Annotated in this window: 14 protein-coding genes; 3 read left to right on the top strand and 11 right to left on the bottom strand. The window is 40.0% G+C overall.

Annotation, left to right across the window (positions count from 1 at the left end; translation table 11 throughout):
- Positions 1–16: 16 nt before the first annotated feature.
- From IHV09_RS01730 to IHV09_RS01720, 3 genes are read right to left on the bottom strand one after another with little or no spacing between them, the layout of a single operon-like run.
- Positions 17–1,804, bottom strand: a complete 1,788-nt coding sequence (locus IHV09_RS01730) for an IucA/IucC family protein (protein ID WP_197263466.1) — start codon at positions 1,802–1,804, stop codon at positions 17–19.
- Entirely contained in the window at positions 1,801–3,294 is a 1,494-nt protein-coding gene (locus tag IHV09_RS01725; RefSeq protein WP_197263465.1) for a pyridoxal phosphate-dependent decarboxylase family protein, read from the bottom strand. Before IHV09_RS01725 ends, IHV09_RS01730 begins: the two co-directional genes overlap by 4 nt.
- A gap of 9 nt (positions 3,295–3,303) precedes the next feature.
- The gene (locus IHV09_RS01720; RefSeq protein WP_197263464.1) at positions 3,304–4,650 is read right to left on the bottom strand and encodes an aspartate aminotransferase family protein; all 1,347 of its coding nucleotides are present in this window, start codon (positions 4,648–4,650) and stop codon (positions 3,304–3,306) included.
- Positions 4,651–4,973: 323 nt separating this feature from the next.
- Between IHV09_RS01720 and IHV09_RS01715 the strand changes: the two genes are divergently transcribed.
- The gene (locus IHV09_RS01715) at positions 4,974–5,675 is read left to right on the top strand and encodes a DUF421 domain-containing protein (protein WP_197195762.1); all 702 of its coding nucleotides are present in this window, start codon (positions 4,974–4,976) and stop codon (positions 5,673–5,675) included.
- A 122-nt stretch (positions 5,676–5,797) separates the two neighbouring features.
- On the opposite strand, the gene IHV09_RS01710 is transcribed toward IHV09_RS01715, so the two are convergent.
- The 4 genes from IHV09_RS01710 to IHV09_RS01695 all read right to left on the bottom strand — a co-directional run bounded on the left by IHV09_RS01710 (position 5,798) and on the right by IHV09_RS01695 (position 8,541).
- Complete coding sequence (locus IHV09_RS01710; RefSeq protein ID WP_197263463.1) at positions 5,798–6,460, bottom strand: type 1 glutamine amidotransferase domain-containing protein; 663 nt, start codon at positions 6,458–6,460, stop codon at positions 5,798–5,800.
- Positions 6,461–6,733: 273 nt separating this feature from the next.
- On the bottom strand, positions 6,734–7,579 hold the full coding sequence (locus IHV09_RS01705; protein ID WP_197263462.1) for an aldo/keto reductase: 846 nt from the start codon (positions 7,577–7,579) through the stop codon (positions 6,734–6,736).
- 53 nt (positions 7,580–7,632) lie between these two features.
- Positions 7,633–8,034, bottom strand: coding sequence for an HIT family protein (locus IHV09_RS01700; protein ID WP_197195554.1), 402 nt, complete (start codon positions 8,032–8,034; stop codon positions 7,633–7,635).
- On the bottom strand, positions 8,035–8,541 hold the full coding sequence (locus IHV09_RS01695; RefSeq protein WP_197127036.1) for an NUDIX hydrolase: 507 nt from the start codon (positions 8,539–8,541) through the stop codon (positions 8,035–8,037).
- 205 nt (positions 8,542–8,746) lie between these two features.
- Here IHV09_RS01695 and IHV09_RS01690 point away from each other — a divergent pair, with 205 nt between their 5' ends.
- Positions 8,747–8,983, top strand: a complete 237-nt coding sequence (locus IHV09_RS01690; protein WP_197127035.1) for a transporter suffix domain-containing protein — start codon at positions 8,747–8,749, stop codon at positions 8,981–8,983.
- Between the two features lie 242 nt (positions 8,984–9,225).
- On the opposite strand, the gene IHV09_RS01685 is transcribed toward IHV09_RS01690, so the two are convergent.
- The gene (locus IHV09_RS01685; RefSeq protein ID WP_197127034.1) at positions 9,226–9,798 is read right to left on the bottom strand and encodes an MFS transporter; all 573 of its coding nucleotides are present in this window, start codon (positions 9,796–9,798) and stop codon (positions 9,226–9,228) included.
- Positions 9,795–11,219 carry an FAD-binding oxidoreductase gene (locus IHV09_RS01680; protein WP_197263461.1) on the bottom strand — a complete coding sequence of 475 codons (1,425 nt, stop codon included), beginning with the start codon at positions 11,217–11,219 and terminating at the stop codon, positions 9,795–9,797. The genes IHV09_RS01685 and IHV09_RS01680 overlap by 4 nt, the downstream gene beginning before the upstream one ends.
- Before the next feature lie 200 nt (positions 11,220–11,419).
- On the opposite strand from IHV09_RS01680, the gene IHV09_RS01675 reads away from it, so the two are divergent.
- Positions 11,420–11,701, top strand: coding sequence for a hypothetical protein (locus IHV09_RS01675; RefSeq protein WP_197127032.1), 282 nt, complete (start codon positions 11,420–11,422; stop codon positions 11,699–11,701).
- Positions 11,702–11,758: 57 nt separating this feature from the next.
- On the opposite strand, the gene IHV09_RS01670 is transcribed toward IHV09_RS01675, so the two are convergent.
- A complete protein-coding gene (locus IHV09_RS01670; RefSeq protein ID WP_197263460.1) occupies positions 11,759–12,955 on the bottom strand; it encodes a M20 family metallopeptidase in 1,197 nt (398 codons plus the stop codon).
- A gap of 22 nt (positions 12,956–12,977) precedes the next feature.
- The gene (locus tag IHV09_RS01665) at positions 12,978–14,546 is read right to left on the bottom strand and encodes an AbgT family transporter (protein WP_197263459.1); all 1,569 of its coding nucleotides are present in this window, start codon (positions 14,544–14,546) and stop codon (positions 12,978–12,980) included.
- Between the last annotated feature and the right edge of the window lie 249 nt (positions 14,547–14,795).

Genomic DNA, 14,795 nt, shown 5'->3' with positions numbered 1-14,795 from the left:
GGTGTGATCATAGAAACTAAATTCTGGCTGCATCTGTTTTCATCACCTTTTGTAATGGGTTTGGGATCTTTGTGTAGACAGACTGTGTTTCCAGAGAACCAACAAGCTCATCCATATCATGAAAACGAGTAAGTAAGTTCGCTTTACACGGAAGTTCTTCCGCATCTAGTAAGCTTCTGATTAGGCCTGACTTGCCGTCTGTTAACGTATCATGGTGTTTCAAACGATGACGTAGCATGTCCATAAGTTCTTCTTCTGCGACAAGATTTGCGGTTCCAAATCCGTTGATGAGACCAAAGAGATGGTTCATGAAGAAATAATAACGGAACCGTTCGATCGCGACCTCGTCACTGCAGATCGTTACACTCTTACGATTTAGGCTTGGAAGCTGTTCAACGAGCAGATCGGCTTTTGATTCGCTGTAATAGTAACCTTGATTATCACGGTAATAAAAACGCTTCGGATAGCCATTCTCCATTTGGACGATCGAGTTCTGCTGATGCGCTTCAAGTGCTACACCGTATCTTTCGTACAGCCACAGCATCGGATCTAGAGTGATTGATAAATATTGCTGGAACCAATCTTTACTGACTTCTTCTGTCGTTCTGTTCTCTCTTTGAGCGATGTCATGAATGATTGAAGCAATTCTAGAGTTCCCTCCAAAACCGTGGTCCTGACAAAGACCTGCTACTAAACTTGCATTTCTATCATTCTCGTAAAAAGGATTCTCTCTGATCACCACTTCAAATCCAGATGTCTCTTTATTTGTAGGGATATTTAAGAATGCCGGATCTTTTATGATCTGAAACGATGGGTAGATCTCCTTCATCTCTTGTCCGATTATCGATTGCATGAGTCGAGAAACTTCTACCCCTCTATGCAGTTCTTTTTCAAGATTAACGCGCAGTGAATTTGTAATCTTCACAGGTACAGAGAACTTGAACATATATTTAAAATTGTGGCTGTAAACAGAACGCATTGATGATGTTGCCGAGAACAGCTCACCGAATGGACCGATGTAGCTCAACTTACCGTCTTTGATTAAAGTTTGAACAAACGTATCATTCAGTAGAACTTGAACTTGTAAAGGATGAACAGGTATGAAGACTGACTCATCATTAATCTCTATCTGTTTGACGAACTCCTCATCCCGTTGTAGTAGCGTCCGAGTTATTTCTTCTGCTGTCACTTCATCTGCAGTATCCTGATCGACGATCGACTTGTCCGCTTGAAAGAAATGGAGCTGGAACGTTCCCTTAAGTTCTGGGGAATAGAGAGATTCCTCTTCATCACTCATGCCTTGCTTGCTTTTTGGAGTCGGATGAAGCAGATGACCAAACAAAAGCGACTGCTCTGCTTCAATGAATGTAAACTCACTGCTTTCTAAATTCACGGAGTCACCTTCACGTGCTTCTAGGTACCGTTGTATGTTCTTTTTACTTAAAATCGTCCGCAGCATCAATTCATCTTCTGCATCCTCACGATCTTGTTTTAGCAACAATTCTTTTGAAAGAATGGCAACAAGCGAAATGTAATCGAGTGTTATCACGTTTTCATTGTTTTGATAAAGAATAGGAAAGTGAAACAAATGTCTGCCTGTTAAAGACCAATGCTTGATTGCCGCAAAGATCGCTGAACCTTGATTCCTAAGTTCAATCTTCACCCATCTGTCCGGCGTCTCCCCACTCCATCCTAAATGATCAACCGTATCTTCAAAGGTAACAAATGCTTGTGTTTCTCGAAGATAACAATTTAAAAAGCTCTGTATGCTCGCATTTTCTGCTTGTTGTTTATGATTTGTCATTGGGTGATCCCCCTGTTTTCGTACTCTGCTGCAAATTGAGTAATGCTATGAAGAATATCTTCAATATCCACGATTGTTGTACGTGGATTCAGTAAAGTAAACTTTAAAAAGACTTCATCCTTCACTTTTGTTTTCGCGACTAAAGCTGTTCTTGTATGAAGAATTTTTTTGTAGATATAGGTATTCAGTTCATCTAATGAATCAGTTGCTGCGTCAGTATAACGAAATACAATAGCATTAATTTCGGGATTTACGTTACACACTTCAATCTGTGGGTTCTGATCCATTACCCCTGCTGCCTGATTCGCAAGATGAAGCGTATAATCAATCATGCTGGCGAAGTTCTTTTCGCCAACGATTCGTAATGACATGAAGAGCTTCAACGCGTCAAAACGCCTTGTCGTTTGAACCGATTTGCTCACTAGGTGAACGAGTCCATCTTGTTCGTCGTTCTCAGGATTCAAATAGTCTGCATGATGTGCAATATATTTGAAATTTGCTCTATCTTTTACGAAGAATGCTCCACAGCTTATTGGTTGATAAAACTGCTTATGAAAGTCTATCGTAATGGAATCTGCTCGCTCAATTCCTGTTAACTTATGAAAATGCTTTTTACTAAGAAGTAACGCACCCCCGTAAGCTGCATCAACATGGAGCCATAATCCATGGTTTTGAGCAATAGCTGCAACCTCTTGAATCGGGTCGATACTGCCGAAATCCGTTGTCCCGGCCGTTGCAACTATACACATCGGGACAAGTCCACCACTTCTCAAGCGCTCAATTTCTTCCCTTAATTTAGCAGTATTCATCTTTTTATGTTCATCCGTTTCAACCGTTACGACTGCCTGTTCACCTAGTCCAAGTTGAAACGCTGACTTCTTCACGGTAAAGTGAGCATCTTCTGAACATAAGATACGAAGCTTATGCGACTCTGGTGGCAATCCGTGAACTTTTACATTCCATCCCCATCGTTTATCACAAAAGAAATCACGAGCGAGTAGAAGCCCCATATAGTTCGATTGAGTACCACCACTCGTAAATGTCCCATCTGCTGAAGATGAAAGGATAAGCTTGTTACTTACCCATTTGATCAATCGCTCTTCTAAATAAGTAGCCGTTGAGCTTTGATCCCAAGAATCCATTGATTGATTTAGTGCTCCGATGATCAATTCAGCTGCAATGGCTGGGATAAGAGGTGGACAATGTAGGTGTCCCATGCTCGTCGGATGAGAAACATGTATGCTGTTTCTCACAATTTTCTCCATAACATCTTTTAGTACGGTTAACGGTTCTTCTCCGTCACTCGAAGTGAGAGATAGTTCATTTATCTCTGTCTCGATCTCAGTAGGAAATAAACCGTTATAAGCATCTGAATTATCTTTATAAAATCCACTTAACAGATGCTGAGTTTCAAGAATGGTTTGCTGAAAACTTTGTATCCCCGCTCCGCTATCGTTAAGAAAAAAGCGATCAAAATCAGTTGTATTCATCTAGCACCTCTATTTTAGTGCGGCTCTTACCGCATCTGTGAAAATTGCGATTACTTCATCCAGTTGTTCCTCTGTAATGATAAGCGGTGGCAAGAATCGGACAACGCTGCCATGCCTTCCGCCTACTTCTAAGATCAATCCTCTGTTAAAGCATTCTCGTTGAATGCGGCTAGCGAGTTCAGAGTTTGCGGCATATGTTCCTTTTAATCCAGTTGGAATGCGCGGGTTCACAATTTCTGCCCCTACCATCAAACCTCGGCCTCGAACATCACCGATCTCAGGAATTTCATTTTGTAGGATTGAAAGTTCAAGCATAAGTTTCTCGCCAAGTTCAGCAACATGCTGTGATAAGTTGTTTTCTTTAATATGACGCAGTGTTGCTGTTCCAGCTGCCATAGCCATCTGGTTTCCTCTGAACGTTCCGATATGCGCACCAGGTCCCCATTTATCCAGTTCACGATCATAGATCACAACAGATAAAGGCAAGCTTCCACCGATCGCTTTAGACAGAACGACTACATCCGGAGTAATTCCAGCATGTTGAAAGGCAAATAGTTCACCAGTACGTCCGATACCTGTTTGCACTTCGTCAATGATTAATGGAATGTTACGCTCTTTCGTGATGCGGCGGATCTCACGCAGCCACTCAACTGGCGCAGGAATAGATCCACCTTCTCCTTGTACGACTTCTAAAATCATGGCCGCTGGAGGAAGGATTCCGCTTTCTGGATCATATAAAAGGTTCTCAATATAGTTAGCGCTGATTCTCCACGTATCTTCTCCACCCATTCCGAACGGGCAGCGATATTCATATGGATATGGCATAAAGTGTACATCTGGCATCAAGCCTTGCACGCTCTGTTTCGGCCCTAAGTTACCAGATAGCGCCATCGTTCCGTGTGTAGCGCCATGATAGCCTCCTTGGAAAGATAGGATGCTTCTTCTACCAGTTGCTGTTTTTACAAGCTTGATCGCTGCTTCGATCGCATCTCCGCCAGTCGGTCCGCAGAATTGAATCTTTGCACGTTTTGCGAATTCTTCTGGTAAACTATCAAACACTTCACTTACAAATTCCTCTTTTACTGGCGTTGTTAAATCCAGTGTATGTAAAGGGCGCTTGTCATGAAGCACTTTCTCAATAGCGTCTATCACTACCGGATGATTATGCCCTAGCGCAAGTGTTCCTGCTCCTGCCAGACAGTCAATATATGTCTTCCCATCAGCATCTTTTACATAGATTCCGTCCGCTTCTTCAATGGCGATCGGAATACGACGCGGATAAGATCTTGCGTTTGACTCTCTTTTTTCTTGTTGTTTTAAATATTTTTCATTCATCTCTATTTGTAACATGCTCATATTTTATTCCTCCTAGTGGATTATCCGACACATCAGTGAAAATGATTCTCATTATTGATTACATGTATAACCTTAATTGATAATGATTATCATCGTCAATGATAAATTATCCCTAAATTCTTTCCAGTTATTTTTAGCGCTGGGTATGAATAGTAGGTCTTAAGACTCAGTGTTTCGTTATCACTCTGCAAATCCATTAAAAAAAAGCCGCATTATTTGCGACTTTTCTATACTATTTATTTAAAATCTTTTTATTGTGTTAAAACGTCACGCTTGAAGCCTATACTAAATGCAATAAATAGAATTGAGGTGACAGACGCATGATTGATTTTTACCAAAGCCAAGAATCATTAACAGCAATTGAATGGATATTAAGAGCAATCGTTGCTTTTTTCTTCATGCTACTCGCCGTAAAACTTATGGGACAACGTTCCTTTTCACAGCTACGCCTTTTGGATTTTATTATGGCACTCATATTCGGAAATATCATCGCCCATCCCTTGTCTGATCAACACTTGGGTTTAAAAGGTTCCCTTATTACGATGACTGTTCTCGTTTTTTTATATGTTAGCACTACGATCACAGGACTTCATTGGCATCCACTTCGTAAACTAATTGACCCTGCCCCTATTATTTTGGTAAAGAACGGTCAAATACTTTATAAAAATTTAAAGAAGGCGCGCATCTCAATTGATGTATTATTTTCAGAGCTTCGTAAGCATAGGGTCATCAATATCCAAGAAGTCGCTCTGGCCTTATTTGAATCGAACGGAACCATTACATCATTTTTGGATCCTCAATATCAAACAGTAATACAAAAAGACTTAAACTTGCCTCCTAAGCCCTTTGACTATCCTCAAATCATAATCAAGGAAGGAAAAATCAATCAAAAAGAGCTCGCTGAAACCGGGAAAACAAAAGCATGGCTTTTGGAACAACTAAGACAACAGAATACGAACCTGCCTGAAATATTAATTGGCACTCTAGATCACCATGATCGTTTGCACATCATGTACTACAAGTAATGTATAAATAATATCAGCTCGTCAACACATAAAAAGTACAATACGTTCTTAAGAAACATTAGACCCGTCTGAAAAAGGACAAAAAAAACGACCAGCCTCGGCTAGTCGCTTCCGTTCATCTTTTATCGTTTATCCAACACATCAATCATGCGGAGCGCTACACTTCTGCTAGATTGAGGATTCTGTCCTGTAACAAGTGTGCCGTCTGTTACCGCAAAATCTTCCCATTTTCCTGCTCGTTGAAACTCTGCTCCAAGTTCACGAAGCTTTGTTTCGAGTAAGAACGGTACTTCTTTCGTCAGCTGCATCTCTTCTTCTTCTTCATCCGTAAATGCTGTAACCGTTTTACCTTTTACGATAGGTGTACCATCTTTAAGTGTTGCTGTTGTAAGTCCTGCAGGTCCATGACAGACACTTCCGATTACTTTATTTGTTTGTGCCATTTGACTTACTACTTCTTTTAATGCATCACTTTTCGGGAAATCAAAAACGGTACCATGCCCGCCAGGTAGATAGATCGCGTCATAGCTCGTTGCATCATCAGGAGTAAGTTCTGCAGTACCTTCCAATTGAGCCAGTGCTTCCTTATATGTTTCTTTATCTACACCTTCTAAGCTGTTCGGATCTAGCGGAACAGCTCCACCTTTAATGCTTTTTACCGTAATATCATATCCTTTGTCACGAAACTCATTGAAAGGAACCGCAAACTCCTCTAACCAGAGCCCTGTCTTATTATTACCAATGTTTTGATGATTCGTTACGACGATCAATACTCGTTTTGTCATTGTTACACTCCCTTTCATTACATTACGTTTATCATTTTTCCCGAATCTAATGATTTAAAACACGTTAAAATATAGAAGGGAGCGAGATTAAACGGTAGATTTGTCGAAAAGCCTATAAATTGATTTTTACGGCCCTTAAATTTTTTTGAAGGACCATAAATTTATCATTAGGAACTATAAATTATTTTGAAGGACTATAAATGTATGTTTAGGGCCCATAAGTACGAATCCACAAAAAAAGCCTTCCTAAAAACAGGAAGGCTTACACTCACTTTATTCAAACTGTTTATAAAACTCCGGATCATCAGGGTCTGCACCGTTACGTTTTTCTTGATTTAACGCCGAAATACGCGTCATATCTTCATTTGTCAGTTCAAAGTCAAAGAGTTCGATATTTTCTTCGATTCGATGCTGTGTGACAGATTTAGGAATCGTGACCACCCCGTTCTGAAGATCCCAGCGCAAAATGATTTGAGCGACTGACTTATTGTGTTTATCTGCGAGTTCTACCAATGTTGGCTCTTCAAAGATTTCTCCTTTTAAAAGAGGTCTCCATGCTTCCAGCTGAATTCCTTGCTCCTTACAGAACGCTAACAATTTTTCCTGCGACAAACGAGGATGGTATTCCACTTGGTTCACCATCGGCTTGATCTCTGCTTCACTCATCAAATCTTCAAGATGGTGCTGTTTGAAGTTGCTGACACCAATCGCTTTAGCTCGTCCCTCATTATAAATTTTCTCGAGAGCTTTCCATGTTTCTTTATACTTTCCTGGCACCGGCCAGTGAATAAGGTATAGATCCACATAGTCTAGCCCTAGCCTCTCTAAACTTTCATCAAATGCTGATAAGGTTTTTTCATAGCCTTGTTCGGTGTTCCAAACTTTTGTTGTAATGAAGAGTTCTTCTCTTGGAACATTGGATTCGGCGATTGCCTGACCGACACCCGTTTCATTGTTATAAAGGCTTGCTGTGTCAATGCTTCGATAACCTGCATCGAGCGCCCACTTTATGGACTGGATGACTTCATCACCATCTTCAGCTTTATAAACTCCTAGACCAATCCATGGCATTTGAACACCATTATGTAGAACGGCACGATCATGAATACTGCTTGGCATAATGAATCCCTCCTTGTTCACATTGTGGCACAATCTTTATAAAGTTAAAAACATTACACTCTTTGAAGTTTACCTGCTGTTTCGGCTAAACGTTCAGAAGCATTATCTAAGATCGTCGATTCACTCCACGTGAATCCATCGTTTTCATACCTCGGAATCACATGCATATGAAAATGAGTAAGATCACTAAACTTACCCCCATTTTGGTTAATCGTAATCCCATCAGGGTTAAAACAGTTCTCTAGCTTTTTTGATATGTATTTTGCAGCTTCCATTACAGCATTCGTTTCTTCATTCGTCAGCTCTGTTAATTCCTTAACATGTCTTTTAGGAAGAATCAGCGTGTGCCCCTCATTAAAGGGATCAATATCGAGAAAACATTGCACCCACTCATTTTCATAAACCGTATGTATAGGTAATACTCTATTCGCTAATTCACATCCTAAACAACTCACCTAGATCCACCCTTTCAGCCTTGCCAATAATAAGCCATGTGCAAGTTCACTATCTTTCCAGATCCCTTGTTCAATATTTCGGAATGCTCGCTCTATAGGGATATGAAACGCTTGAATCGTTGCTTCCTTTTTCTCTAACATTTGAGATTTGTATTCCACAATATCTTTAGTAAAATATACATGCGTAACCGTATTACTCAAACAAGCACTTGGCTGTATACTTCCCAAGAAAACCGTTTCTCCACACACGATACCCGTCTCTTCAAGCAACTCTCTTTTTGCAGCTTCCATCGGATCTTCATTTTCGTTCATTCCACCACCTGGAAGTTGGATAATAACTTGATCTACGGCCGGTCGATATTGGCTGATCAATATGAGAGAATCGTTCTCTAACGCGACCATTACGGCTGCTTCATAAGGTATCTCTTTTAACGTAATACTTCCAAATTCATCCTCGAACACTTCAACATCTTTATCTCTGCTCTGATATACAAGTTCCTTTTTCAAAATTACCCCACCCTTTTACATCAGTTTCCTCTTAACATTATCCAAACTTGGAAACATTTTCAACTATGAGCTTATTGGAAATGTCACCCAGTTAATAATTAAATAGTTAGTGGGAATATTTTCTAATAATTTGGTAGAATAATGAGATGGGAACTTTATCTCGTTTTTTTCGTATTACTTGTAATTAGGTACGGAGGAGATTACTTTGAAAAAGAAAATCGGAATTATTTTTATTATACTTTCGTTTGTTTTGTGGATTCTAATACCGGTCATACCGTTCTTATCATTCGGTGCCGGTCTTAAAACTGCCATTGTTAGTGGATTATTTATCGGTGGAGAAGTATTCTTTTGGCTAGGTGCGCTATTAGCTGGAAAAGATATTGTGAAAAACTTTATTAAAAAGTATTGGAGAAGAGACAAGAAAGACGACGATCTCTCTTAAATGATTTGACGTCGAATGATGAACTGATTCAAACTGCAGACTCAATAAAATAGGTGGAAAAATGGAAGAACTTATTCTAGGCTTTATTTTTACATTCTTGGTTGTTATATCCTTTGAAACTATTTTTACTAGAATATTAGGTAACGGCGTAAATCATCCTGCAAAAAGGATTCTAATTCTTGCCATCCAATGTTTTGTTATTACCTGGCTTTTCTATCAGATGTATACGTAAAGCCCGTTAGCTAGAGCTGTACGGGCTTTTTTTCTTGAATTTCGGATGTAGTGGTGACTGACTTTAAGATCAGACCGCCAGCGATCATATAAAGAAATGATGCGATATAGAACAAGCTTCCTATCGTTAAAAAGTCTATCAGATAACCTGTCAGCATCACAGCAATCGCCCCCCATACACTTGTCCATAAATGATAGCTTCCAATCTTTGTCCCCGTCTGTACGCCCTCAGATTGCCTTGCTAGGACGGTTTTCTCCGATGTTTTTTGTACAGCACCTAATATCCCCATTACGATCTGCACCAAGTAAAGAGCAGTGACTGTTTCAATGATAGGAACAATCAGCATCATCCCAGCCATACCCCATGTATGTAAAAGAATAAAGGTACGGTCACCAAATTGATCAGAAAGCCTGCCAATTATCGGATGAACAAGTGCTCCAGTCAGAGCAAATAGACCGTATGCCAATCCGAACTGCGAGTAGCTGTCACCGATGTTACGGATGAGGAGCAGATAGAAGGGAAAAACCATTGAGCTTGCTGTCATTAAAAGGCTTTGAATTGTTACAAATGTACGATAATTCATTGTGAGTACACCTCGTAGAAAAGATTTTTGAACCGTTCCTTAGGATCAAGCTCGCGTTTTTTCTCAAAGAACTCATCGATACGCGGGTATGCTCGTTTCAGTTGTTTTTCTGTCGGATATGAATAGTAAGGTAAGTAATAGCTTCCATCGTGATCTAACGTTACGTCGATCATCTTCTGAATGACCTTCTCTGTTTTCTTTATCTCTTTTTCAGATCTGCCTTGATTGATCAATAACACAAGAGCAAACATATCATCCTTTGCATAGGACAATACAGCATCCTCGTCATGCTCAACGTATCGAATCGTGATGTTCAACAGGTTCAGATCCTCTTTTTCTAACACCTTTCTTAGATCGTCTATATATGAAGCAAACTGATCAACAGGAACAAAGTACTCTTGCAATACTTCTGTTCGATTGGCATTTTCATATTCCATAAACGTACTGTCTGATCTCATTACGTTATTTCTTGATTGATATCTGCCATTACTATTTTGAAAGTGTTTCTTCTGTGTCTCCCAAAATACATCTTTTCCCCTTTCACTATAACGAGACATCCCTAACATAAATTTTGGTAGCACCACGGTTTCTTTTTCATTTAACTTTGAATATCTACTTAACTTCCTTTGATTTTCTGCCAATACATAGTCTGTTACATACATTTCTTTTAAAAAGGTCTTAGGAGCAACAGATAAACGAGCAAGATGCATCTTTACATGCTCATCATTCTTAACCTTTTCCTTAAAATGCTCTTCGTATTCTTGGTAATCCATCGTGGATATGCGATGTTGATACAGTTCATCCTCAGCCAAATGAAGTGTGACATCGAGTATGACTCCAAAAAGACCATAACCGCCTATCACGTATGAGAAGTATTCACTATTCTCTTCACGGCTCACAGAAATGATTTCTCCATCTGGCTTAAGTAAGCGAAATGAATTTACCGTATCGATTAGAGAGCCATACCTTATATCACGTCCATGAACATTTACACTTAGAGCACCTCCAACCGTAAAAATATTTTGCGACTGCATGACTTGAATAGATAGACCGTACGGATTAATCTTCTTTTGAATATCTGCCCATGTCACGCCACTTTGAACCGTTATCGTTTTTTCTTTAGGGTTGAAATTCAATATCTCGTTGTATCTCTTCATGTCGAGAAGTGTTCCATATGGATAGACAGTATGACCTCCCTGACTATGCTGCATCCCAGCGATTGAAATCGTCTTTTCTTGTTTGACCCACTTTTGGAGTTCTTTTGTAGAATGCGAACTCTTTACCTCTTTCATTTTTGTCGGTAAAAGTTTTCCCGCATCTTCTACTACCACTGTTTGTTGTTGGTGTGAATGGATGGAGGTGCTTGTGTAAAAAGCAATTCCATATAAAGAAATCATAATTAAAAGATACTTTCCTTTCATAACATCACCCCACTGTAAAAAGTGTAATTTTACACATTTATTATAAAATGACACTTAAGTGGTTGGCAACAATTTTTTTCGAAAATCAAATGTAGATTTTTCAATATCGAAAGAATTTAGACGCTTCTTCATCTTAAAAATGGTGATTCGTACAAGCACTCTTTTACGCATTTCATATAGTAATAGTGGGGGTGATACGATTGGGTAAAAAAAGAAAAGAACTTTTGGAAGCTTTTAATTCCTTAGATGCAAACGGCACAGAGACTGAAGCTGAAGTAACCGCTGAAAACGGTGCTGAAGCTGGTACTGTTGAAGCGTTACGATCTCTTTTAGGTGATGGTCTTAAACGCAAGAAGTCTAAAAAGGGTCCTGCTGTAAAGTCTAAGAAATCTTCTAAGAAGTGCAAGCAATCTAATGGAAATGATTCCGGTGAAAATGGAACAGGTGGATCCGGAAGCGCTCCTGACAGCTGTTGGGAATAATTCTTGAATATAAAAAAAGCTCCCTCTCGTAAGGGAGCTTTTTCATGCTTTTATTAATTAGCTTAAAACTTTTGTTAAAGCATTTTGTTTTAGATAAGTAAGTGTTGCAGCCCCAAGTAAATTTGCTGCTATTAATAAAGCATCTTCATTAATCCTAAATTTTGGGTGATGGTGCGGATATACTTCTTCCCACACTTCGTCAAGAGCACCGGTAAAAAAGAACGTGCCCGGAACTCTTTCTAAGTAATATGAATAATCTTCCCCACCCATTTGCGGTTCGATTTCTTCGAGTTCCATAACACCTGGAACTTTTCTCGCTACATCCACTATGAACTCCGTGTCGCCTTTATGGTTAACAACTGCCGGATATCCTCGTTTAAATACATATTCATAGGAAGCATCAGATGCAAGACACGTTCCTTTTGCGATGCGATCGATCTCCTGCTCGATGGCCACTCGTACTTCTTCTTTAAATGTGCGAACCGTTCCTGTTAATTTTGCCGTATCCGCGATCACATTAAATGCATTTTTTGCTTCAAAAGCACCAACTGAAACGACTGCAGCGTCCAATGGATTAACTCGGCGGCTCACAATTTGTTGAAGATTTGAAACAAGTTGTGCACCAATAACGATGCTGTCTTTTGTTTTATGAGGCTGAGCGCCATGGCCACCTTTACCTTGTACTTTTATTGTGAACGAATCGGCTGCTGCCATAACTGGCCCTGTTCGATAACCAATTGTTCCTGTTGGCATCGTTGCCCAAAGATGTGTTCCGTAGATAACATCCACACCATCTAGACAGCCATCTTCAATCATTGCAATAGCTCCACCTGGAGCGAGCTCCTCAGCATGCTGATGAATGAACACGATTGTTCCTTCAACTTCGTTCTTCAGCTCCGCTAAAACTTTTGCGAGTACGAGTAATGACGCTGTGTGGCCGTCATGTCCACAAGCATGCATAACACCAGGCACTTTGGATTTGTATGGAGATTCATTTTCTTCTTGAATCGGAAGTGCATCAAAATCTGCTCGAAGTGCAACTGTCTTTCCCGGTTTTCCACCTTTTAATGTAGCGACTACTCCTCGCCCACCGACTCCCGTGCGCACATCTAATCCTAATTTTTCATGATACGAAGCGATAAAGGCTGGTGTTTCGACTTCTTCAAATGACAGTTCAGGATTTTGGTGAAGATGTCGCCGAATCTCCACCATTTCATCTTGATAGTTTGCCAAACGGCTAAATAATTGTTCCATTCCTGCTCACTCCTCTTATAATCTACATTTTTATATATTCGCCAGGACCTAATGGAAGTCCTAGCACATACCAGACAGCAAATAAAACACACCAAAAAATCGTATAAGCGATCGTATAAGGAAGTAATGAGGAAATCAAAGTTCCCATTCCCATATTCTTATCAAACTTTTTCGCAAAAGTTAGCAAGATGGCAAAGTATGCAAGCATTGGAGTTATCGTATTGGTGATCGAGTCACCAATTCGATATGCCATCTGGGTAAAAGCTGGACTATAACCTAAAGCCATAAACATCGGGACAAATACAGGTCCTAAAATGGCCCATTTTGCTGAAGAACTAGCTATGAGTAAGTTTACAAGAGCTGTAAAAAGGATAAATGTGAGCAATAACGGAAGTCCCGTAAACCCTGATTCTTTTAGAAAGTCTGCACCTGTTATTGCAATGATCGAACCTAAATTGCTCCAGCTAAAATAAGCAATCATCTGAGCTGCAATAAAAGCAAGTACGATATAGTACCCCATGCCGCTCATCGCTTTTGTTAAATGTTCGGCTACGTCTTTATCATTTTTCAAGACCTTAGAACCGAATCCATAAGCCATTGCTGGAATCAAGAAAAATAGAAGCATGATCGGAACCAATGAATCCATAAACGGAGAATCGATCAGTTCTCCTGTTTTCGGATGGCGAAGCATAGCACCTTCGGGAACCGTTACCAGCAGAATGATCGTTGTATAGATGAATAGGGAGATCGTTGCCCACTTTAAGCCTCTTTTCTCTTCAGAAGTTAAGGCTTGTTTCTTCACTTCAAGATCATCAGGAATTTGGTAATCCCCTAGTCTTGGTTCTACAATCTTTGTCGTTACCCAAACAGCAACAGGTACTAGCACAAAAGTTGAGGCCAGCATGAAGTAGTAATTCATAGCAGGATTTGCTGTATACGATTTATCTTGAAGATGAGCTGCTGACTCTGTGAAACCAGCAAGCATTACATCGAGCATACTAATGATGATATTTGCACTAAATCCACCAGCAACTGCTGCATACGCTGCTGCAAGTCCAGCGATCGGATGACGTCCAAGAGTGAGAAACACCATTGCTGCTACAGGCGGGAGTACGATTAAAGCGGCATCAGCCGCTGCATTTCCAACGATTCCTATAAAAATGATGATCGGTAAGATGAGTGCTTTTGGTGAGGCTAATACAACCCTTCGCATGAAAGCTGAGATTAAACCTGTTGATTCCGCCAGCCCTACTCCTAGCATAACGACGAGCACAAGGCCCAGCGGCGGGAAATTCACAAAGTTACTAACTAGCTCACTCAGCATCCTTATGATTCCATCTTCGTTCAGAAGGTTGACTGCTGTAATTTTTTCATTATTAGCTGGATTCACTGCACTCCATCCAGCTACTCCAGCTATGAATGAACCTAGCAAGATAACAGCCGTAATGATGACAAACAAAGTAAGAACATCCGGAAGCTTATTTCCGTTTTTCTCTACCCAGTCCAACAGTCGATTAAAGATATTTTTTTTGCTGTTCTCAGGAGCTGGTGTATTTGGTGAAGGTACTGCTTTTAGCGCTGAACGTGACATGGATATCCTCCCTTTGTTATGAATTTTCAGAAAAATATAAATTTCTTCACATTCTACCGTCTCTATCATTCGGTTTCAAGGGGTCATATAGAACACTACTTTTTTACTAGACAATAGATTGTGTAAGGACTGGGAGGGATGTAAGGGCTTTCCTTTGCAGAATATTCTTTCATTTTGAAATTTACCTAACTCTTACCTTTCGCTATAATAAATACATTGTTGCTTAGAGAATTGATTTTCAGATAAGGA

It is taken from the genome of Fictibacillus sp. 23RED33 (genome assembly GCF_015903925.1).
In the GTDB taxonomy this organism is placed as follows: Bacteria; Bacillota; Bacilli; order Bacillales; family Fictibacillaceae; genus Fictibacillus; species Fictibacillus phosphorivorans.
This window is presented reverse-complemented; position numbering and strand designations above follow the sequence as displayed.